This window comes from Amycolatopsis balhimycina FH 1894, assembly GCF_000384295.1.
GTDB classification, from domain to species: domain Bacteria; phylum Actinomycetota; class Actinomycetes; order Mycobacteriales; family Pseudonocardiaceae; genus Amycolatopsis; species Amycolatopsis balhimycina.
On record NZ_KB913037.1, the window covers coordinates 6,789,870 to 6,808,643 of the forward strand.

The following is an 18,774-nucleotide window of genomic DNA, read 5'->3' on the forward strand; positions in this document are numbered from 1 at the left end:
ACACATGGTTGACCTCTTCAACACTGAGTTGTAGCGTTCCGGCCAGTCGAACTGTGGAGGTCCGTTATGTCCCGTTCTCGTGTTGTGCAGGCGGGAGTGTTGCTCGCGAGCGTCGCCGTGCTGGTGACGGCTTGTGGTGGCGGTCCGGACGGTGCGGGCGGGACGTCGCAGGCCGCCGGCGCGCCCGCTTCGGGCATCCCGGACACCGCCGCCATCGTCCAGGGCGTGCAGAAGGACGCCCAGCTCAACGCGGCTCTGCCGGACACCGTCAAGCAGGCGGGCCTGCGCCTGGCCTCGAACCTGCAGTCCGCGCCCAACAACTTCTACGCCGCCGACGGCAAGACCCCGATCGGCTACGAGGTCGACCTCGCCAAGGCGATCGCCGCCAAGCTCGGCGTCACCGTGACCCACCAGGACATGGCGTTCGGCTCGCTCATCACCAGCCTCCAGTCCGGCCGCATCGACCTGACCATGGCCGGGATGAACGACACCAAGGCCCGCCAGGCCCAGATCGACTTCGTCGACTACTTCACCTCGGGCATCACGATCATGATCCGCAAGGGCAACCCGGACGGCATCACCGGGCCGGACACGCTCTGCGGCAAGAACGTCGCCGTCGTGCAGGGCACCAGCCACCAGAAGTTCGCCGCCGAGCAGAGCACCAAGTGCACCCAAGCCGGGAAGCCCGCGGTCACCGTCACCGCGACCGACAGCGACAACCAGAACCAGAACCAGCTGCGCACCGGCCGCGTGCAGGCCATCCTCAACGACCTGCCCAGCGCCGTCTACATCTCGCGGACGGCGGGCGAGGGCAAGTTCTTCGAGGTCGTCCCCGGCGAGCCGATCGACGGCGGCCCGTACGGTATCGGCGTCAACAAGGCCAACACGGCGTTGCGGGACTCCGTGCAGAAGGCGCTGCAGGCCCTGATCACCGACGGCACCTACGGCAAGATCCTCCAGGCCTGGGGCGTCGAGCAGGGCGCGATCAAGGAGGCCGCGGTCAATGGCGGGTCCTGAACCGCTTCCCATCGTCAGGCTGAGGCACTGGGGCCGCTGGGTCGCCGCCGGGATAATCCTCGCGCTGCTCGTGTTGCTGGGTATCGCGCTCGGCAACGCGCAGATCGCGTGGAACCAGGTCCCCGACTTCGTCTTCTACCGCATCATGGCGACCGGCCTGCTCAACACCGTCGTGCTGGCCGTGCTGTCGCAGGCCGTCGCGATCGTGCTCGGCATCGTCATCGCCCTGCTGCGGCGCAGCGCCAACCCGGTCGCCCGGTGGTTCGCCGCCGGGTACATCTGGATCTTCCGCGGCTTGCCCGTGCTGCTGCAGATCCTGCTCTGGTACAACCTGGCGCTCGTCTTCCCGGTGATCGACATCCCGTTCCTCGTCCACGAGCAGACGAACGTGCTGATCAGCGCGTTCACCGCCGCGTTCCTCGGCCTGGCACTCAACGAAAGCGCGTACATGGCCGAGATCGTCCGGGCCGGGCTGAACAGCGTCGACAGCGGGCAGGCCGAGGCGGCGAAGTCGATCGGCATGACGCCGGCGGCGACGCTGCGCCGGGTGGTGCTGCCGCAGGCCATGCGCGTGATCATCCCGCCCACCGGCAACGACTTCATCAACATGCTCAAGGGCACGTCGATGGCGTCGGTGATCGGCGTGACCGAGCTGATCCACGCGGCCAACAACATCTCGTCCAACAACCTCCTGGTGATGGAGACGCTGCTGGCCGCGGCCGTCTGGTACATGGTCGTGGTGACCGTCGCCGGCGTCGGCCAGCACTACCTGGAACGCGCGTTCGGCAACCCTGATCAGCTGGACCGCGGGCCGCTCGCCCGCGCGGGCAAGGCGTTGCGCGGCGTGCCGCTGGTGAGGAGTGCCCGTGTCTGAGCCGCTGCTGCGCGCCGTCGGCGTCCGGAAGTCCTACGGTCACACCGAAGTCCTCGGCGGGATCGACCTCGAAGTCCACAAGGGACAGGTCGTCTGCCTGCTCGGCCCGTCCGGCGCCGGGAAGAGCACGTTCCTGCGCTGCATCAACCACCTGGAGACCATCGACGCCGGCCAGATCTGGGTCGACGGCGAGCCGATCGGCTTCCGGCAGCGCGGTGGAAAACTGTACGAACTGCGCGAACGCGAGGTCGCCCGCCAGCGCCGTGACATCGGCATGGTGTTCCAGCGGTTCAACCTCTTCGCGCACCGGACGGCCCTGGAGAACGTCGTCGAGGGCCCGATCCGGGTACTCGGCGTCAAACCGGACGCTGCCCGCAAGCAGGGCCTCGAATTGCTGGATCGGGTGGGCCTCGGGCATCGCGGTGACGCCTACCCGGCGCAGCTGTCCGGCGGGCAGCAGCAACGCGTCGCGATCGCCCGGTCGCTGGCGATGAAGCCGAAACTGATGCTGTTCGACGAGCCGACGTCGGCCCTCGATCCGGAGCTGGTCGGCGAGGTCCTCGAGGTCATGAGTACGTTGGCGGGGGAGGGGATGACGATGGTCGTCGTGACGCACGAAATGAGCTTCGCCGCGGAGGCCGCCGACGAGGTGGTGTTCCTGGCCGACGGCGCCGTCGTCGAGACCGGTCCGCCGTCGGAGGTGCTGAGCGCGCCGAAGCACGACCGCACCCGGCAGTTCCTGGCGAGGATCCTCGCGTGACGCGGATTTCGCCCCGGTACCTGCTCCAGTTCGACGAGCCCGCCGGCTACCTCGACTTCGCCCGCTTCGGCCCGCCGTCGCACGCGGTCCTCGACACGACGGCCGCGCTGCTGCACCGGGCCACCACGGCCGGTCCGTCCACTGTGGACGAGCTGATGCGGCAGGAGGTCCGGGCCAAGGCCGCCGCGGCCCGGCTGTCCGGTTCGGACACCGACCACACCGTGCTGCTCCCGCACACCAGTCTGGGCCTGTTCCAGGCCGCGTTCCACAGCGTTGGCGAAGTCCTGGTGCCGGCGGCGGAGTTCCCGGCCAACACCTACCCGTGGGCCCGCGCCGAACAGGCTGGGCGCCTGCGTGTCCGCCGGCTGACCGGCGGTTACGTCACCCCCGGGCGGGTGGCGGCGGCGTTGACGCCGGAGATCACCACGGTGAGCGTCAGCGCGGTCGACTTCCGCACCGGCTACCGCGCCGACCTGGCGGCCCTGCGCGAGGTCGTCGGCGACCGGCTGCTGGTCGTCGACGCCATCCAGGGCTTCGGCGTGGCCGACGAGCCCTGGGAAGTCGCCGACGTCCTGGTCGCCGGCGGTCAGAAGTGGCTGCGCGCGGGCTGGGGAACCGGCTTCGCCGTGTTGTCCGACCGCGCCCTGGAACGGATGGATCCCGTGCTGTCCGGCTGGACCGGCGCCCGCGACCCCGGCCTGTTCGACGACGAGATCCACCCGCCGGACACGACCGCCCAGGCCTGGTCGCTCTCCAACCTCAGCCCGGTCACGTCCGGCGCGTTCGCCGAGGCACTGGAGCTGGTCGAGGAGGCCGGGGTCGGCGCCATCGCGGCGCGCATCGCCGAGCGGCTGGGCGAGTTCGAAGAGGTGCTGGCCGCCTGTGGCGCGGAGGTCGTCTCGGCGGTGGACCGGCGGGCCGGGATCCTGGCGTTCACCCTGCCCGGCCACCCCGCCGAGCAGGTCGGCGCGGCGTTGACGAACGCGGGGATCGCGGCGACCGTGCGGCCCGAGCACGTCCGGCTCTCCCCGCACGCGTCGACTGCCGAGACGACTTGCGCGGAGTTGCTCCGGGAAGCGCTCGAGACGTTGACCAAGCCACGCGAACCGCTGGTCGTCCCGGCCGCCGGCGCGACGACGCACGAGGTGCTCACCGCGCTGGTCCCGGCGATCCCGGGGCTGGCGGCGATGCTCGGGCCGGGCAACGAGGTGCTGCTGCACGACCTGAGCCGGCTGCCGGACTCGATCGTCGCCATCGCGGGTGACCTGACCGGCCGTAGCGTCGGCGGCCCGATGACCGACCTGCTGCTCGGCCTGGTCCGCCGCGGCACCACCCAGGACCTGACGAACTACCGCACGCACGGCCCCGACGGCCGCCCCATCCGCTCGTCGACGCTGTTCCTGCGTGACGCCGACGGGGTCGCGGTGGGCTGTCTGTGCGTCAACAGCGTCGACACGGCCGCTTCCGTTGGCGGCAACGGCGAGCCGGAGACTTTCCCCCCGGACGTCGACAGCCTCCAGCGGTTCCTCGTCGACCGTGCGGTCGCGAAGGCGGGAATCCCGGTGGACCTGATGAAGAAACGGCACAAGGCCGCTGTCGTACGGGAACTCGACGAAGCCGGTTATTTCCTCATCAAGGACGCGGTCGACCACCTGGCCGGGCGGCTCGACGTCACCCGGTACACGATCTACAACTACCTCAACGAGATCCGCGCCTGAGGCGTGCCCGAACGGACCTTGTCCGTGCGGCCGTCCGGGCGCACAGTGGCGCACATGAGCGAACCGGACACGCACCAGGCCCTGGTGCGGCTTGAAGCGGACGGCGAGGCGGACGCCGAAGAGCTCGACCTGCTCGCCCGCCGGCTGCGCGCCGAGCTGGGTGAGCTCGACGTCGACGTGCTGCCGGTCCCGGGCGAGCTTCCGCCGGGAGCGAAGGCCGCGGACCCGGTGACGATCGGGTCGCTGATGGTGGCGTTCAGCGCGGCCGGCGGCGTGTTCCCGGGGCTCGTCGAGACCCTGCGCGAGTGGCTCGGCAGGCAGGGCGGCCGGCACAAGATCAAGGTGACGATCGACGGTGACACCGTCGAGCTGGAACGGGCGACGTCGGCCGAGCGCCGGCAGCTGATCGAGGCCTTCGTCCAGCGGCATGGCTAGCCGACACGCGCTGCTGATCGCGACCGAGGCGTACACCGACCCGGCACTGCGGCGGCTGACCGCGCCCGGCGGTGACGCGCGGGCCCTGGCCGACCCGAAGGTTCCTTTCATCCAGGCGGGGGTGCTTGCCGTCCTGATGTCGTGGTCCTCGTCGGCGGTGTCGCGAACGGCTGGATCTTCGTCCTGCTCCTGGTGCTTTTCGCGTTCTTTCTCGGCCGCCTTTCTCGGCCGGGGGCTGTTCCTGCTGGCCCGGCAGTCCAAATAGGGACGGTTTCCACCTTTCGTAGGGCATTCGAGGCTGGACCGCCGTTTGCCGTCCCCGGAAGCCGCGTGCGGGACTAGGGTTCACCCGCTCGATGCAGGAGCCGAAAGGGGAGAAAACAGTGAGACGTGCCGTTTTCGCCGTGGTGGCCGCCGCCGCGGTGGCGTCCGCGCTCGTGGCCGCACCGGCCGCGACCGCCGCGCCCGCGGCCTTGGCGACGATCGCCTGGGGACCGTGCACCAACCCCACTCTGGTCGCCGCCGGCGCCGAATGCGGGTACCTCGCGGTGCCGCTCGACTACCGCAAGCCGGCCGGTGAGCAGGTCCAGCTCGCCGTCAGCCGCGTCAAGCACAAGGTCCCGGACGCGCAGTACCAGGGGGTCATGCTGACCAACCCGGGCGGCCCCGGCGGCTCCGGGCTGCTGCTGGCCACCCGCGGCCCACGCGTGCCCAACCACGCCGGTGACGCCTACGACTGGGTCGGCTTCGACCCGCGCGGCGTCGGCTCCAGCAAGCCCGCGCTGAGCTGCGACCCGAACTACATGGACTACAACCGGCCGCAGTACGTGCCGTTCACCCCGCAGCTGGAGCGGACCTGGCTCGACCGGTCCAAGGGGTACGCCGAGGCGTGCGCGAAGAACAACTCGCGCGCCCTGCTGGAGAACATGAAGACGACCGACACGGTCAAGGACATGGACTCCATCCGGAAGGCGCTGGGCCGGCAGCAGCTGAACTTCTACGGCTACTCCTACGGCACCTACCTCGGCCAGGTCTACGGCACGCTGTTCCCGCAGAACGTGCGCCGGATGGTGCTCGACTCCACGGTCGACCCGCGCGGCGTCTGGTACGGCGACAACCTCGACCAGGACGTCGCCTTCGACAAGAACATCCTCATCTGGTTCGGCTGGGTCGCCCAGCACGACGACGTCTACCACCTCGGCAAGACGCAGGCCGCGGTGCGGCGGGTCGTCAACGAGCAGCTGCTCAAGGCGTCGTTCAACCCCGCCGGCGGCGTGATCGGGCCGGACGAGATCCTCGACGTCATCCAGCAGGCTTCGTACTACCAGCTGCGGTGGACACTCCTGGGCGACGCGCTCTCCCGGTTCGTCAACAAGGGTGACTGGCAGAACTGGAAGACGCTCTTCGAGGCCTTCGGCGGCCGCGGAGACGACAACGGCTACGCCGTGTACCTCGCCGTGCAGTGCACCGACGTCCAGTGGCCGCAGAGCTGGCACCAGTGGAAGCGCGACAACTGGCAGACCTTCGCCAAGGCGCCGTACTTCACGTGGCAGAACGCGTGGTTCAACGCGCCCTGCCTGTACTGGCCGGCGAAGGCGGGCAAGCCGACGAAGGTCGACGGCCGGGGCGTGCCGAGCGTCCTGATGATCGACGAGACGCTCGACGCGGCCACGCCGTACGAAGGCAGCCTCGAGGTCCGCAGCCGCTTCCCGGGCGCGTCGCTGATCGCGGAGCCGGGTGGCACCAGCCACGCGATCACCCCGCGCGGCAACGCCTGCGTCGACAACAAGATCGCCGACTACCTGGCGACAGGCGCGCTCCCGGCCCGCAAGCCGGGCCGCACGGCCGACGTCGAGTGCGCCCCGCTGCCGCAGCCGACGCCATCGACGCCATCGGCGCCGACGGCGGCCGCGGCTCGTGCCGACAGCGGTCTCGTCGCCGGGCGGTTCGCCGGCTGACCTGCGGTAACCGCTGAAACGGGGTGTCGGGCGCGTAGTCCGGCACCCCGTTTTCGTCGCGGTGCACTTTGAATCCGAGCGAAGTTTGTGTTACAAAGTTCGCAGCGACTTTGCGCTGCAAAGTCCACGAACGGAAGGAGGCGCCATGACTGGGGGACCGGCGTTCGCGCTCCACGGCCTGACCAAGCGGTTCGGCCGGGTCACGGCGGTCGACGGCGTGTCCGTCGATGTCGCGCCCGGCGAGGTCGTCGCGCTGCTCGGGCCGAACGGCGCGGGCAAGTCGACCACCGTCGACATGCTGCTCGGCCTGACCGAACCGGACGCGGGGGAGATCACCGTCGCCGGCGGCACCCCGCGCGAAGCCGTCGACCGGGGCGTCGTCGGCGCGATGATGCAGAACGGCGCGCTGCTGCCGGACGTCACCGTCGGCGAGATCGTCGGCCTGGTCGTCTCGACGCACGCCCACCCGCTGCCCGCGAGCGAGGTGATCGCCCGCGCGGGCCTCGGCCACCTCGTGAAACGCCGCTGCGGCAAGCTTTCCGGCGGCGAACGGCAGCGCGTCCGGTTCGCGCTCGCGCTGGCCGGCGACCCGCGGCTGCTCGTGCTCGACGAACCCACCGCCGCGATGGACGTCGACGGCAGGCGGGCGTTCTGGGCGGCCATCCGCGAGTTCGCCGCCGCCGGCCGGACCGTCCTGTTCGCGACGCACTACCTCGCCGAAGCCGAGGACTACGCCGACCGCGTCGTGCTGATGCGGCACGGCGCCATCGTCGCCGACGGCGCGGTCGCCGAGGTGCGGGCCGCCGTGTCCGGGCGGGTGCTCAAGGCCGCCGTGCCGGGAGCCACCGAGGCCGACCTGGCAGCGCTCCCCGGCGTCACCAGCGTCCAGCTGCGCGCCGGCCGAGCCGAACTCGCCTGCGCCGACTCCGACGCCGCGATCCGCGCCCTGCTGGCGCGGCACCCGCTGGCGGCCGACATCGAAATCACCGCGCTCGGCCTCGAAGAGGCTTTCCTGGCGCTGACCGCCGAGGAGGCAGCCGCGTGAACACCACCTACCTGAGCCTGGAGATCAAGCGGATCCTCCGCAGTCCCCAGTTCACGATCTTCACCATCGGCATGCCGGTGGCGATGTATCTGCTGTTCGGTGCCATCTGGGGTGACGCGATCCTGCCCGGCGGCCTGCACTCGAGCACGCAGACGATGGTCGGCATGGCCGCGTACGGCGCCAGCGGCGGCGCGCTGTTCACCGGCACCCGGGTGGCCCAGGAACGCACCGACGGCTGGCAGCGGCAGCTGAGGCTCACGCCGATGCGCGGGCCCGGCTACCTGGTCGTCAAGGTCGCTTCGGCGATGGCCGTCGCCCTGCCGGTGCTGCTGGCGATCTTCTTCGTCGGCTTCCTGCGCGGCGAGCCGCTGACCTTGGCCGAGTGGGGCAGGCTGCTGGTCTTCCTGTGGGCGGCCACCCTGCCGTTCGCCGTCCTCGGCCTGGCCATCGGCCTGTTCGGGAAGGGCGACACGGTCGGCGCGGTCACCGGCGCGCTGATGATGCCGCTGGGCCTGCTCGGCGGGCTGTGGATCCCGCTGGAGTTCCTGCCCGGCTGGATGTCGACGCTGGCGCACTTCATGCCGACCTACTGGCTGCGCCGCGTCGGCCTCGACCCGCTGACCCACACCTCCGGGACGTGGGTCGCGACGATCGTCCTGGCGGGCTGGCTGGTCGTGCCCGCCCTGATCGTGGTGCGCCGGTTCCGGCTGGACACGGCCCGGCTGTGAATGCCTGTTGCCGATCCGGCCAAAAGCAGGCCGGCACCCGAGCGGGACGCGACTGTTGATACGGGCCGATCAGGCCGTGACTGTGGTCGGATCGGCAACGAATGGCAGAGTATCTTCCGTGCAGCGTTGAGGGGTCTGCACGGGAGGAGGGCGAAAAAGGTGGACGACGAACCGTTGTCGGCGGCGGAATCGCTGAACCTGATCGCCCAGCAGAACCGGCGGACCCGCCGGGAACTGGGCGGGGGCCCGGCGCGGATGCTCGCCGCCTGGGCCCTCGCCTGGATCGTCGGCTGGGGCTTCACGTACGTCACGACGCTGCCCGGCGTGGACGTGCCCGGCTGGGTCGCCGGCGGCATCGTCGTCCCGCTGCTGTTCCTCGGCGCCGTCGCCTACACGACCTACACCAGCATCCGCTCCGGCCGGGGGATCCGCGGCCCGTCGCGGACGGTCGGCGCGATGTACGGCTACGGCTGGGCGCTCTCCTCGATCGGGCTGATGGTCGTCGACATCCGGATCACGCGGTTCCAGGCGCTGTCGGTCGATCAGGTGTCGCTGCTGTGGACCGGCACGTGGCTGCTGCTGACCGGCGTGATGTACCTGGCGGGCGGCATGGTGTGGCAGGACAGGCTGATGTACGGCCTCGGCGCGTGGATGATCGTGTCGGCCGCGCTGAGCGTGCTGGTCGGGTACCCGGCGAACTTCCTCGTGCTCACCGTCTGCGGGGGCGGCGGGTTCCTGCTCGGCGCGATCGTCTACTTCGTGCGCGAGAAGACCGGTCGATGAACGAACTGCCGCAGCTGGACCCCGTCATCCACGCCCAGGCGCGGCTGCGGGTCACCGTCGCGCTCGCCGGGCTGCGCACCGGCGACCAGATCACCTTCCCGCGGCTGCAGCAGCTCCTGGACATGACGGCCGGCAACCTCTCGACGCACCTGCGGAAGCTCGAGGACGCCGAGTACGTCGAGATCACCAAGGCCTACGAGCACCGCACGCCGGTCACCCTGGTCCGGCTGACCGCGGCCGGCCGGGCCGCGTTCGAGAGCTACACCAAGGCGCTGCACCAGCTGCTGGACGCCACCGGCGGGGACTGACGTGGCCCGCTGGGTGATCCACCTCGACCTGGACGCCTTCTACGCCTCGGCCGAGCAGCTCACCCGCCCGACACTGGCCGGGCGCCCGGTGCTCGTCGGCGGCACCGGGCCACGCGGCGTCGTCGCCGGCGCGAGCTACGAGTCCCGGGTCTTCGGCATCCGCTCGGCGATGCCGATGTCCCAGGCACGGCGGCTGCTCCCGGCCAACGGCGTGATCGTGCCGCCACGGTTCCGCGTGTACGAGCGGCTCAGCCAGGACGTCTTCGCCGCCGTCACGGCGGTCGCGCCGGTGCTCGAGAAGATCTCCCTCGACGAGGCTTTCGCCGAGCCGCCGCAGCTCGTCGACGCGTCCTTCGACGCGGTGACGGAGTTCTGCGCTTCGTTGCGCGCGCGGATCCTCGCGGAAACCGGCCTGGTGGCGTCGATCGGCGCGGGCAACGGCAAGCAGATCGCGAAGATCGCCTCCGACGAGGCCAAACCGGATGGGCTGCTGGTCGTGCCGCAGGGCACCGAACGGGAGTTCCTCGCGCCACTGCCGGTGCGCGCGCTGTGGGGCATCGGCCCGGTCGCCGAAGGCAAGCTGCGGTTCATCGGCGTCCAGACGCTCGGGCAGCTGGCGGCACTGTCCGAACAGGACGCCGTCGCCACGCTCGGCGGCGTGGTCGGCCGCGACCTGCGGCGGCTCGCGACCGGCGCCGACGACCGCCCGGTGGCGGGCCGCGCCGAAACCAAGCAGGTCAGCGCCGAAACGACGTTCGACATCGACATCATCGACCTGGCCACGCTGCGGACGGAGGTGCGCCGCATCGCCGCCGGCGCGCACCAGCGGCTGCTCAAGGCCGAGCGCGTCGCCCGGACGGTGGTGATCAAGCTGCGGCACACCGACATGCACACGGTGACCCGTTCGGAGACGATCTCCGCCCCGACCGACGACCTGGCCGAGCTGGCCGCGACCGCCGAGCGGCTGCTGCTCGACCCGGCGGAGTTCGGCGGCATCCGGCTGGCGGGCGTCGCCTACAGCGGGCTTTCGGTACCGCACCAGGACGCGCTGTTCAGCCTGGCCGCCCCTTCGGTGTCCTCGACGGTGGTCTCCGCGGCGCCGGCCGCCGCACCACCGCCGTCGACGTGGCGCCAGGGCGACGACGTCGTGCACGAGGAGTTCGGCACCGGCTGGGTCCAGGGCGCCGGCCACGGCCGCGTGACGGTCCGGTTCGAGACCCGCTCGAGCGGCCCGGGTGTGGCGAGGACGTTCGAGCAGGCGGATCCGGCCCTGCGCCGCGGCGACCCCGGCGACTGCCTGAAGTGAGCATCGACCGGCCGGGTGTGACATTCTGGGTAGCCGTGTCGCCGAGGGGGTGGTCCGTGTCGTGGGAAGCGGCCGAGCTGGTCCGGCGCGCACCGGCGGTGATCTTCGACTGCGACGACACCGTGCTCGCCACCGCGCGGACCCGCTGGCGGCTGCTGATCAGGACCGCCCGGACGTTCGGCGTCACGCTCACCGCCGAAACCATCGTCGCGGCGTGGGGACTCCCGTTCGACCGGTTCGTCGCGACGATCGTGCCGTCCGTCGATCCGGGCGCTTTCGTCCGGCGCTACCGGCTCGCGATGCGCGTCAACCGCCCCCGGCCCACGAAGGGCGCGCCCGAACTGCTCGCGCGGCTGGCCGCCCGGGGGACGCGGATGGAGATCCTCACGTCCAGCAGCCGCGCGCTGATCACGCAGGACCTGGACGCCGTTGGCCTCACGCCGTACTTCGCGTGGATCCACGGCCACGAGGAAACCCCGTTCCACAAACCGGATCCGCGGGCGCTCGACGTCGTCGTCGAGCACCTGGACCGCGCCGGTTACGCGCGCGAGGAACTGGTCTACATCGGAGACAGCATCCGCGACTTCCGCGTGGCGTCGGCCCGGTCGGTGGCGTTCGTGGCGGTGCTCAGCGGCATCGAACCGGCGGCCGACTTCGTGGCGGCGGGCCTGGGCGCCGAGTGGATCGTCGCCGACCTGACGCAGCTGCTGACGGACTGAAGGGGGCTTCCCGCGCCGGAAGCCCCCTCCGGCTCACGAGGCCGAACAGCCCTGGAGCTTCGCCACCTGCTGACCCGCCAGCAGGAACGCGCCCACGCCGTAGGCCGCGGTGTCCGCCGGCTTCGCCGTGGCCGGACGGTCGCCGACCGGCTGGACGTAGCCGACCAGGCCGCTCGGCTGCAGGGCCTTGGCCGACAGCGCCGTCCACGCCTTGTCGACCACCGGGCGGAACCGGGTGGCGTCGAGGATGCCCGCGTTGACGCCCCAGCCGATGCCGAACGTGAAGAACGCCGTGCCGCTGGACTCCGGGCCGCCGTGGTCCCACGGGTTCAGCAGGTCGGAGTTCCAGAAGCCGTCGCGGCGCTGGACCAGAGCCAGCGTGGACGCCATCTTCTTGAACACCCGCAGGTACTCCGGCCGCCGCGGGTCGTCCGCCGGGAGGACCTGCAGGACCTTCGTCAGCGCCGCCAGGGCCCAGCCGTTGCCGCGTGACCAGAACACGCCCGAGCCCTTGAACCGCGCGTCGCGGTACCACAGGCCCGTGAATTCGTTGAACAGCTTGTGCTCGGAGTACGAGAAGAGCTGCTGCATGGCGTCCAAATAGGACGGATCGTGGTCGATCAGGCTCATCCGGGCGAACGACGGCATCGCCATGTTCAGCGCGTCGACGTAGTTCCAGTAGTCGCGGTGTCCCGCTTGGACGGAGGCGACCTCGTCCTTGATCCGCGTGCGGATCGATTCGAGCGAGATTTCCGGGTGGAAGTACGTGTACAGGTCGAGGTACGCCTCGCCGGCGGCCTGGTTGTCCGGGAAGAACGGCCGCTTCGGATCGGCGGGCAGCTGGTAGTTGTTCGCCTGCGCCCAGGGCAGTGTCTTGTGGTTCGACTGGCCGGTGGTCCGGACCAGCGCGAGGTTGCCGACGTGGAACGTCGCGTTCTGCCAGTCCGGCGCGGCGAGGTTCGTCCCGTTGGCGACCCAGTAGTTGCCCGCGGCGACCATTTCGTCCGAGACGGCGCATTCAGCTGGTGCCGCCATCGCCACTGTCGCCGGCAGCAGCCCGCTTGCCAACGCCGCGGCCGCGAGCACGCCGAAACCACGAATTCCCGGGAAACGCATGAAAGCGTCCTCCTCAGCACGTCATGGCGGCGGTCATCCGCAGCGAGTGAAGCGCGTCCCGGTGGACGTGTCAAGGTACCGATCAGCGGTACGCTGCAACGGTTTCCAGCAATCGGCGGGCCGCGGACTCGGCGCCGTCGGCGTTCTTCGCCAGCACCAGCGTCAGCACGCGGGAATGCGCGACGAGCGTGTCCGCAGGTTCGCCCTGTGCCCGCAGGGCCGCCACCACCGGCACCTGCAGCTGGGCGATCAGCGCGTTCCCCGAGGCGCGGACCAGCGCCGCGTGGAACCGCGCGTCGGCGGCCCGGAAGGCCGCGGTGTCGGCGGCGTCGGTCATCAGCGCGTACGCCGCGGCCATCGCCGCGAGCTCGTCGGGACGCCGGTGCTTCGCGGCCATCCGCGCCGCCTGCGGTTCGATCGCCAGCCGCAGTTCGAACAGCTCGCGCAAGTGCTCGCGGCCGTCCGGACCGCCGACGCGCCAGGCGATGACGTCCGGGTCGATCGCGTCCCACGCCTCCGGCGGCAGCGTCCAGGTCCCGACCCGCGGGCGCGCGGTGACCATGCCCTTGGACTCGAGCACGCGCAACGCTTCGCGGACCACCGTGCGGGACGCCGAAAACCGGCGGCCGAGCTCCTCGGGGACGAGCGGCTGCCCGTCCCCGAGGACGCCTTCGACGATCAGCCTGCCCAGTTCGTCGACGATGCGCGCGTGGAGGTTCCGCACCGCTACTCGGGCAGGCCGACGCGCCGTTCCCCGCTGCGCAGCTGCTGCAGCACGACCGCGATCACCAGCAGGGCGCCGTGGGCGACGTTCTGCCAGAACGGGTTGATGCCCAGCCCGGACATGCCGTTGTCGAGCACGCCCAGGATGATCACCGCGAGCACGGTCGAAATGATCGATCCGCGGCCGCCCTTGAGCATCGTGCCGCCGAGCGCGGCGCCGGTGACCGCCTGCAGCTCCAGGCCCTCGGAGCCGGACGTCGGCTGGCCGGAGCCGGTGCGGGCGGTGATCAGCACGCCCGCGATCGCCGCGACCACACCGACCAGCGCGTACACGCCGATGATGTACCGGTTGATGTTGATGCCGGCCAGCCGCGCGGCGGTGTCGTTGCCGCCGATGGCGTAGACGTTGCGGCCGATGTCGGTGTACTTGAGCAGGAAGTGCAGCAGTGCCGCGACGATCAGGAATACCCACACCAGCGACGGCAGGCCCGCGATCGCGCCCTTGGCCAGGAAGATGAACAAGTCGTCGCCGCCGGTGTAGCCCTGCGCCTTGCCGTCGGAGATGACCTGCGCGATGCCCTTGTAGGTGGCGAGCATGGCCAGCGTCGCGACCACCGGGTTGACCCGGCCGAAAATGATGATCATGCCGTTGACCAGGCCGCACAGGATGCCGACGCCGACCGCGGCGAGGATGCCCACCTCGGCGTTGCCGGTCGAGGTGAACACCATCGCCGAGATGACCGAGGCGAGCCCGGCCATCGAGCCGACCGAGATGTCCAGCGCGCCCAGGATGATCACCAGGGTCTGGACCAGGGCCAGCAGCCCCATGATGGTGATCGCGCTGCCGATGAGCAGCAGGTTGTTGGTGCGGAAGAAGTTCTCGTTCAGCACGCTCAGCAGGATGACGAGCGCGATGAGCGTGATGATCAGGCTGGAGTTCTGCACGCCGATGCCGGTCAGCACGCGGCGCGCGGCCGACGGCTGGGGCGGCGCGGCGGGGGCCGAAGTTTCCTTGGTGGGGGTACTCATGCGCCGACCTCGCTGACGCTCGGTGCGGCCTGAGCGGCAAGCGCTGTGTTGAATGATTCGTTCGCAAGCTCACTCATGCGCCGATCTCCTGGGCTTCTTCCACGGCTGGTTCGGTTTCGGGGATGGCGAGGGTCAGCACGGCTTCCTCGGTCGCTTCCTCGCGGCCGAGCTCGCCCGCGAGACGTCCCGCCCGCATCACGAGGATGCGGTCGGCCAGCGTCAGCACCTCGGGCAGGTCGGAGGAGATGACCAGCAGCGCGATGCCCTCGGCGGCGAGGCCGTCGATGATCCGGTAGATCTCGGCCTTCGCGCCGACGTCGACCCCGCGCGTCGGCTCGTCGAGGATCAGCAGTTTCGGCCGCCGCGCGAGCCAGCGGGCGAGGACGGCCTTCTGCTGGTTGCCGCCGGACAGCTTGCGGACTTCCTGTTCCATGGACGGCGTCCGCACGCGAAGCTCGCGTACGTACTCCTCGACGAGCGCGCGTTCCTTCGCGCGCTTCACGACGCGGAAGCGGCGAAGCCGGTCCAGCACCGAGATGGAGATGTTGTCGCGGACGGACCGCTGCATGAGCAGCGCGTCCGTCTTGCGCTCTTCGGGCGCGAAGCCGATGCCCGCCTTCACGGCGTCGCCGGGGTTGTGCGCGCGCAGCCGTTTGCCGTCGAGTTCGACCGTGCCCGACCGGATCGGCAGGTCGCCGACGATCGCGCGGGCCAACTCCGAACGTCCGGCGCCGACCAGCCCGGCCAGGCAGACGACCTCGCCCGCGCGGACCTGCAGCGAGATGCCGGTGACGTCGTCGGTCGTGACGTCGGCCAGCTTCAGGACGACTTCGCCGGTGTCCTGAGTGGTGCGGCGTTCCAGCGCCGAGAGGTCACGGCCGATCATCATCCGCACCAGGCCGGGCTCGTCGGTCTCCGCGACCTGCTGGACGCCGACGAGCTTGCCGTCGCGCAGCACGGCGACGCGGTCCGCGAGCTGGAAGATCTCCTTCATCCGGTGCGAGACGTAGACGACCGCGACGCCGCTGTCGCGCAGCCGCCCGATCAGCCGGAACAACGCCTCCACCTCGTGCTCCGACAGCGACGACGTCGGTTCGTCGAACGCGATCACGCGCGGTGGCGTGGCCGCGGTGAGCACGCGCAGGATCTCGACGAGCTGACGCTGTGCGGCGGACAGCGCGGCGCCGAGCGTCGCCGGGTTGAGCACGCCTTCGAAGCCGTACTCGACGAGCGCGTCGTGCGTGGCCTTCATGAGCGTGCGGCGGTTGAAGACGCGCGCCTTCGCGGGGAGTTCTCCGACGAAGACGTTCTCCGCCACCGAAACGTGCGGGATGATCTCGGGTTCCTGATAGATCACGCGCACCCCGGCGGCCATCGCCGCGCGCGGGGTGTCGAAGGTGACTTCGGTGCCGTCCAGGAGGAGCCGGCCGTCGTCGGGGCCCTGGTCGCCGGACAGCACGCGCAGGAGCGTCGACTTGCCGGCGCCGTTCTCGCCCATCAGAGCCAGGACTTCGCCGGAGCGGAACTCCAGCGAGACGTCGTCGAGGGCGGTGACGCCGGAGAAGCGCTTGCCGATGCCCTCGACGGCCAGCGCGGGAGGAGAGCCGGACATGGTGTCCCTTCCGTACGGCGGCGGAACCGGCACTTTCACGGGAAAGTGCCGGTCCCGGGAGTTGCGGTCAGGTGCAGTTGACGCCGGCCTGCTTGTAGTTGTCCTTGTTGACGATCGTGGTCTTGGCGATCGTCTCCGCGGGCAGTGCCTTGCCGTTCTTCACCTTGTCGACGAGCACTTGGATGGCCGAGCGGCCGACCTCGGCGCCGGAGATGTAGAGCGCGGCCTTGTTGCCGGTGTCCTTGCCCGCCGCCCAGTCCTTGCAGGTGAGGTAGGCGCCGAGCCCGACGCCGATGATGTTGTTCGCCTGCACGCCGGAGTTGGCCAGCGCGGTCACGACGCCGGTCTCGTTCTCGTCGTTGCAGCCCCAGACGACCCAGTGCTTCACGCCCGGGTTGGAGCCGATCACCGCGCCGGAGCGGTTCTGCGCGTCGACGGGGGAGTTGTCGGTGCCGACGTTGATCACCTGGACGTCCGCGCCGGCGGCCTTCGAGAACGCGCTCTTCGAGGCGTTGACGCGGTCGGTGCAGACGGTCAGATCCTGCTTGTAGGCGCTGATGATCTTCGTGTCGGCGGCGGTCCAGTTCGCGGCCTTGAACAGCTTCCCGGCCTCGGTGCCGACCGAGTCGCCCATCTGGCTGCCGTTGAAGCCGACGAACGGCGCCTTCGCGCCCGTGCCGTCCTTGATGACGTCGTCGGAGGCGATCAGCGGGATGCCGGCGCTCTTGGCCTTGTCGATCACCTGCGGGCCGATGGCCTGGTCCGGGACGACGATCGCGACGCCGTTGGCGCCTTGGGCGACCGCGGCGTCCAGTTCGGTGATCGCCTTGTTGGCGTCCTGGCCGAGGTTGACGACCTTCAGCTCGACGCCGAGCTCCTTCGCCTTCTCCTGCGCGCCCTGCGCCTGCTCGACGAAGTACTGCTGGTCACCCTGTTTCTGCAGGTAGTACAGGGTGATCTTGCCGTTCGACGGCGCCTGCTGCTGGGGCGCAGATGTATCAGTCTTGCCCGAGGAGCAGGAGGCCATCAGGACACCGGAAATCAAACAACAACCAACAACGCTCCAGGTGCGGAACCTGTGCGGGTATGTGGACATCGAGTGCTCCCATGGGGGCCGAGGTCGGGTGGTGCGGGTCGGGTACCGCGAAGTGACTCGTATTACAAAACACCCATTCGTGGAGCGTCAAGGCGCGGTGGCCCGGCAGTTAGCGGAGCGAGACCTACTCTCCGTGACATCGTAGGTACGGAGACGTCGTCAATTATCGTATTTTTCCGTCGCTGTCCTGCGTGTTGACCGGTTTTGTCCAGTGGGAATGTTCTGATCGGTGTTGTCGACTGTGGTGCGATTGGTCGATCGGGTCTTGTCGATCAGCGGGACGGGTGTCCTTGCCGGATTCGTCCGGCTGGCAGGATGGCCGGACCACGTCAGGAGGGGGTCCGATGACGAAGCACCGCGTCGCCGCGCTCGCCGGCGTCGCCGTCCTGGCGGCCGCCTGCAGCAGCCCGCCGCAGCAAGGTCCCGCGCCGACGCCGTTCCCGGAGACGGCGGAGTCGTCGTCCGCCGCGGCGCCCGACGCGCCCGACGGGTCCTTCAGCGTCGTTGCCACCGGCGACGTCCTGATCCACCCGGCGCTCACCGAGCAGGCCGAGGCCGACGGCCACGGGAAGATCGACTACCGGCCGCTGCTGGCCGGGATCAAGCCGCTGATCTCCGGCGCCGACCTGGGGATCTGCCACCTCGAGACGCCGCTGGCGCCGGAAGGCGGGCCCTACAGCGGGTATCCGTCGTTCAGCGCGCCGCCGGAGATCGCCGACGCGATCAAGGACACCGGCTACGACACCTGCTCGACGTCGTCCAACCACACCATCGACCAGGGCGCCGACGGGGTGAAGCGGACCCTGGACAAGCTCGACGACGCCGGCGTCAAGCACACCGGCTCGGCGCGGTCGGCCGCCGAGGCCGCGAAGCCGCTGATCCTCGACGTCCACGGCGTCAAGGTCGCGCAGGTGTCGTATGCCTTCGGCTTCAACGGGATCAAGGTGCCGGCCGGGAAACCGTGGCTGGCCAACCAGATCGACGTCGACGACGTCCTCGCCGCGGCTCGCAAGGCTCGTGAAGCCGGGGCGCAGGTAGTCATCGCGAGCCTGCACTGGGGCGTCGAGTACCAGCACGACCCGACGGCGGAACAGCGGTCGCAGGCCAAGAAACTCCTGGCGTCGGACGACATCGACCTGATCGTCGGCCACCACGCGCACGTGGTCCAGCCGTTCGAGAAGATCGGCGAAAAGTGGGTGGCCTACGGCCTCGGCAACAGCGTCGCCCGTCACTCCGACCCCCGCGGCGACACGGAGGAAGGCGCGGCGGCCCGTTTCCGCTTCGTCCGCGACGGCGACCGCTGGAAAGTCGACAAAGCCGAGTACATCCCGACCCTGATCAAGCTCGACGCCCCGATCCGTCTGATCGACTTGTCGACATCCCCGAAGTCCGCCCAGGTCACCAAGGCCCTCCAGGACACGGACAAGAACATCCTGAGCCTCGGCGCGGACAAAACCGGCCTCACCCGCCCCGGCAAGTAACCCGTAACTGGCGTGATTGAGCGGTCAACACGCGTGATCAGGGAGTCGACACGCGTGATTGAAGGG

The 18,774-nt window shown here is 70.1% G+C and carries 19 protein-coding genes and 1 pseudogene; 14 read left to right on the forward strand and 6 right to left on the reverse strand.

Annotated elements, in window-relative coordinates; all coding sequences use genetic code 11:
* The first annotated feature begins 66 nt into the window (after positions 1-66).
* The 13 genes from A3CE_RS0131125 (at position 67) to A3CE_RS0131185 (ending at position 11,651) form a co-directional block, all read left to right on the forward strand.
* Positions 67-1,017: an ABC transporter substrate-binding protein gene (locus tag A3CE_RS0131125; RefSeq protein WP_026469048.1), complete on the forward strand. Its 951-nt coding sequence runs from the start codon at positions 67-69 to the stop codon at positions 1,015-1,017.
* Positions 1,004-1,891: an amino acid ABC transporter permease gene (locus A3CE_RS0131130; protein ID WP_020644017.1), complete on the forward strand. Its 888-nt coding sequence runs from the start codon at positions 1,004-1,006 to the stop codon at positions 1,889-1,891. The genes A3CE_RS0131125 and A3CE_RS0131130 overlap by 14 nt, the downstream gene beginning before the upstream one ends.
* Positions 1,884-2,651, forward strand: coding sequence for an amino acid ABC transporter ATP-binding protein (locus tag A3CE_RS0131135; RefSeq protein WP_020644018.1), 768 nt, complete (start codon positions 1,884-1,886; stop codon positions 2,649-2,651). The genes A3CE_RS0131130 and A3CE_RS0131135 overlap by 8 nt, the downstream gene beginning before the upstream one ends.
* Positions 2,648-4,369, forward strand: a complete 1,722-nt coding sequence (locus tag A3CE_RS0131140; RefSeq protein ID WP_020644019.1) for an aminotransferase class V-fold PLP-dependent enzyme — start codon at positions 2,648-2,650, stop codon at positions 4,367-4,369. Before A3CE_RS0131135 ends, A3CE_RS0131140 begins: the two co-directional genes overlap by 4 nt.
* Before the next feature lie 54 nt (positions 4,370-4,423).
* Positions 4,424-4,804 carry an effector-associated constant component EACC1 gene (locus A3CE_RS0131145; protein WP_026469049.1) on the forward strand — a complete coding sequence of 127 codons (381 nt, stop codon included), beginning with the start codon at positions 4,424-4,426 and terminating at the stop codon, positions 4,802-4,804.
* Positions 4,797-5,069 (forward strand): hypothetical protein, encoded by a 273-nt coding sequence (locus tag A3CE_RS0131150; RefSeq protein ID WP_020644021.1) that lies wholly within the window; start codon positions 4,797-4,799, stop codon positions 5,067-5,069. Before A3CE_RS0131145 ends, A3CE_RS0131150 begins: the two co-directional genes overlap by 8 nt.
* A gap of 118 nt (positions 5,070-5,187) precedes the next feature.
* Entirely contained in the window at positions 5,188-6,762 is a 1,575-nt protein-coding gene (locus A3CE_RS0131155) for an alpha/beta hydrolase (protein WP_026469050.1), read from the forward strand.
* Between the two features lie 145 nt (positions 6,763-6,907).
* Positions 6,908-7,807, forward strand: coding sequence for an ABC transporter ATP-binding protein (locus A3CE_RS0131160; RefSeq protein ID WP_020644023.1), 900 nt, complete (start codon positions 6,908-6,910; stop codon positions 7,805-7,807).
* Positions 7,804-8,535 (forward strand): ABC transporter permease, encoded by a 732-nt coding sequence (locus A3CE_RS0131165; protein WP_020644024.1) that lies wholly within the window; start codon positions 7,804-7,806, stop codon positions 8,533-8,535. The genes A3CE_RS0131160 and A3CE_RS0131165 overlap by 4 nt, the downstream gene beginning before the upstream one ends.
* A 159-nt stretch (positions 8,536-8,694) precedes the next feature.
* On the forward strand, positions 8,695-9,318 hold the full coding sequence (locus A3CE_RS0131170; protein ID WP_020644025.1) for a hypothetical protein: 624 nt from the start codon (positions 8,695-8,697) through the stop codon (positions 9,316-9,318).
* Entirely contained in the window at positions 9,315-9,626 is a 312-nt protein-coding gene (locus A3CE_RS0131175) for a transcriptional regulator (RefSeq protein WP_020644026.1), read from the forward strand. The genes A3CE_RS0131170 and A3CE_RS0131175 overlap by 4 nt, the downstream gene beginning before the upstream one ends.
* A 1-nt stretch (position 9,627) precedes the next feature.
* Complete coding sequence (locus A3CE_RS0131180; protein WP_020644027.1) at positions 9,628-10,932, forward strand: DNA polymerase IV; 1,305 nt, start codon at positions 9,628-9,630, stop codon at positions 10,930-10,932.
* Positions 10,933-10,988: 56 nt separating this feature from the next.
* Positions 10,989-11,651 carry an HAD family hydrolase gene (locus A3CE_RS0131185; protein ID WP_020644028.1) on the forward strand — a complete coding sequence of 221 codons (663 nt, stop codon included), beginning with the start codon at positions 10,989-10,991 and terminating at the stop codon, positions 11,649-11,651.
* A 33-nt stretch (positions 11,652-11,684) separates the two neighbouring features.
* Here A3CE_RS0131185 and A3CE_RS0131190 read toward each other — a convergent pair whose 3' ends face one another.
* The 6 genes and pseudogenes from A3CE_RS0131190 to A3CE_RS0131210 form a co-directional block, all read right to left on the reverse strand.
* Positions 11,685-12,767, reverse strand: a complete 1,083-nt coding sequence (locus A3CE_RS0131190; RefSeq protein ID WP_026469051.1) for a glycoside hydrolase family 88 protein — start codon at positions 12,765-12,767, stop codon at positions 11,685-11,687.
* 82 nt (positions 12,768-12,849) lie between these two features.
* Positions 12,850-13,491 carry a FadR/GntR family transcriptional regulator gene (locus A3CE_RS0131195; RefSeq protein ID WP_020644030.1) on the reverse strand — a complete coding sequence of 214 codons (642 nt, stop codon included), beginning with the start codon at positions 13,489-13,491 and terminating at the stop codon, positions 12,850-12,852.
* Between the two features lie 2 nt (positions 13,492-13,493).
* A complete protein-coding gene (locus A3CE_RS0131200; protein ID WP_020644031.1) occupies positions 13,494-14,519 on the reverse strand; it encodes an ABC transporter permease in 1,026 nt (341 codons plus the stop codon).
* 73 nt (positions 14,520-14,592) lie between these two features.
* The gene (locus A3CE_RS59950) at positions 14,593-15,513 is read right to left on the reverse strand and encodes a sugar ABC transporter ATP-binding protein (protein ID WP_425387615.1); all 921 of its coding nucleotides are present in this window, start codon (positions 15,511-15,513) and stop codon (positions 14,593-14,595) included.
* Positions 15,514-15,615: 102 nt separating this feature from the next.
* Positions 15,616-16,086: pseudogene (locus A3CE_RS59955) on the reverse strand (ATP-binding cassette domain-containing protein); the annotation flags it as partial.
* Positions 16,087-16,198: 112 nt separating this feature from the next.
* Positions 16,199-17,176, reverse strand: coding sequence for a substrate-binding domain-containing protein (locus tag A3CE_RS0131210; RefSeq protein ID WP_020644033.1), 978 nt, complete (start codon positions 17,174-17,176; stop codon positions 16,199-16,201).
* Positions 17,177-17,571: 395 nt separating this feature from the next.
* On the opposite strand from A3CE_RS0131210, the gene A3CE_RS0131215 reads away from it, so the two are divergent.
* Positions 17,572-18,708, forward strand: coding sequence for a CapA family protein (locus A3CE_RS0131215; RefSeq protein WP_020644034.1), 1,137 nt, complete (start codon positions 17,572-17,574; stop codon positions 18,706-18,708).
* Positions 18,709-18,774: the final 66 nt, after the last annotated feature.

Coding starts and splice junctions, on each gene's coding strand:
- A3CE_RS0131150 (WP_020644021.1), top strand. CDS start 4,797: ATGGCTAGCCGACACGCGCTGCTGATCGCGACCGAGGCGTACACCGAC.
- A3CE_RS0131215 (WP_020644034.1), top strand. CDS start 17,572: ATGACGAAGCACCGCGTCGCCGCGCTCGCCGGCGTCGCCGTCCTGGCG.
- A3CE_RS0131190 (WP_026469051.1), bottom strand. CDS start 12,767: ATGCGTTTCCCGGGAATTCGTGGTTTCGGCGTGCTCGCGGCCGCGGCG.
- A3CE_RS0131130 (WP_020644017.1), top strand. CDS start 1,004: ATGGCGGGTCCTGAACCGCTTCCCATCGTCAGGCTGAGGCACTGGGGC.
- A3CE_RS59950 (WP_425387615.1), bottom strand. CDS start 15,513: ATGAAGGAGATCTTCCAGCTCGCGGACCGCGTCGCCGTGCTGCGCGAC.
- A3CE_RS0131145 (WP_026469049.1), top strand. CDS start 4,424: ATGAGCGAACCGGACACGCACCAGGCCCTGGTGCGGCTTGAAGCGGAC.
- A3CE_RS0131175 (WP_020644026.1), top strand. CDS start 9,315: ATGAACGAACTGCCGCAGCTGGACCCCGTCATCCACGCCCAGGCGCGG.
- A3CE_RS0131125 (WP_026469048.1), top strand. CDS start 67: ATGTCCCGTTCTCGTGTTGTGCAGGCGGGAGTGTTGCTCGCGAGCGTC.
- A3CE_RS0131200 (WP_020644031.1), bottom strand. CDS start 14,519: ATGAGTACCCCCACCAAGGAAACTTCGGCCCCCGCCGCGCCGCCCCAG.
- A3CE_RS0131160 (WP_020644023.1), top strand. CDS start 6,908: ATGACTGGGGGACCGGCGTTCGCGCTCCACGGCCTGACCAAGCGGTTC.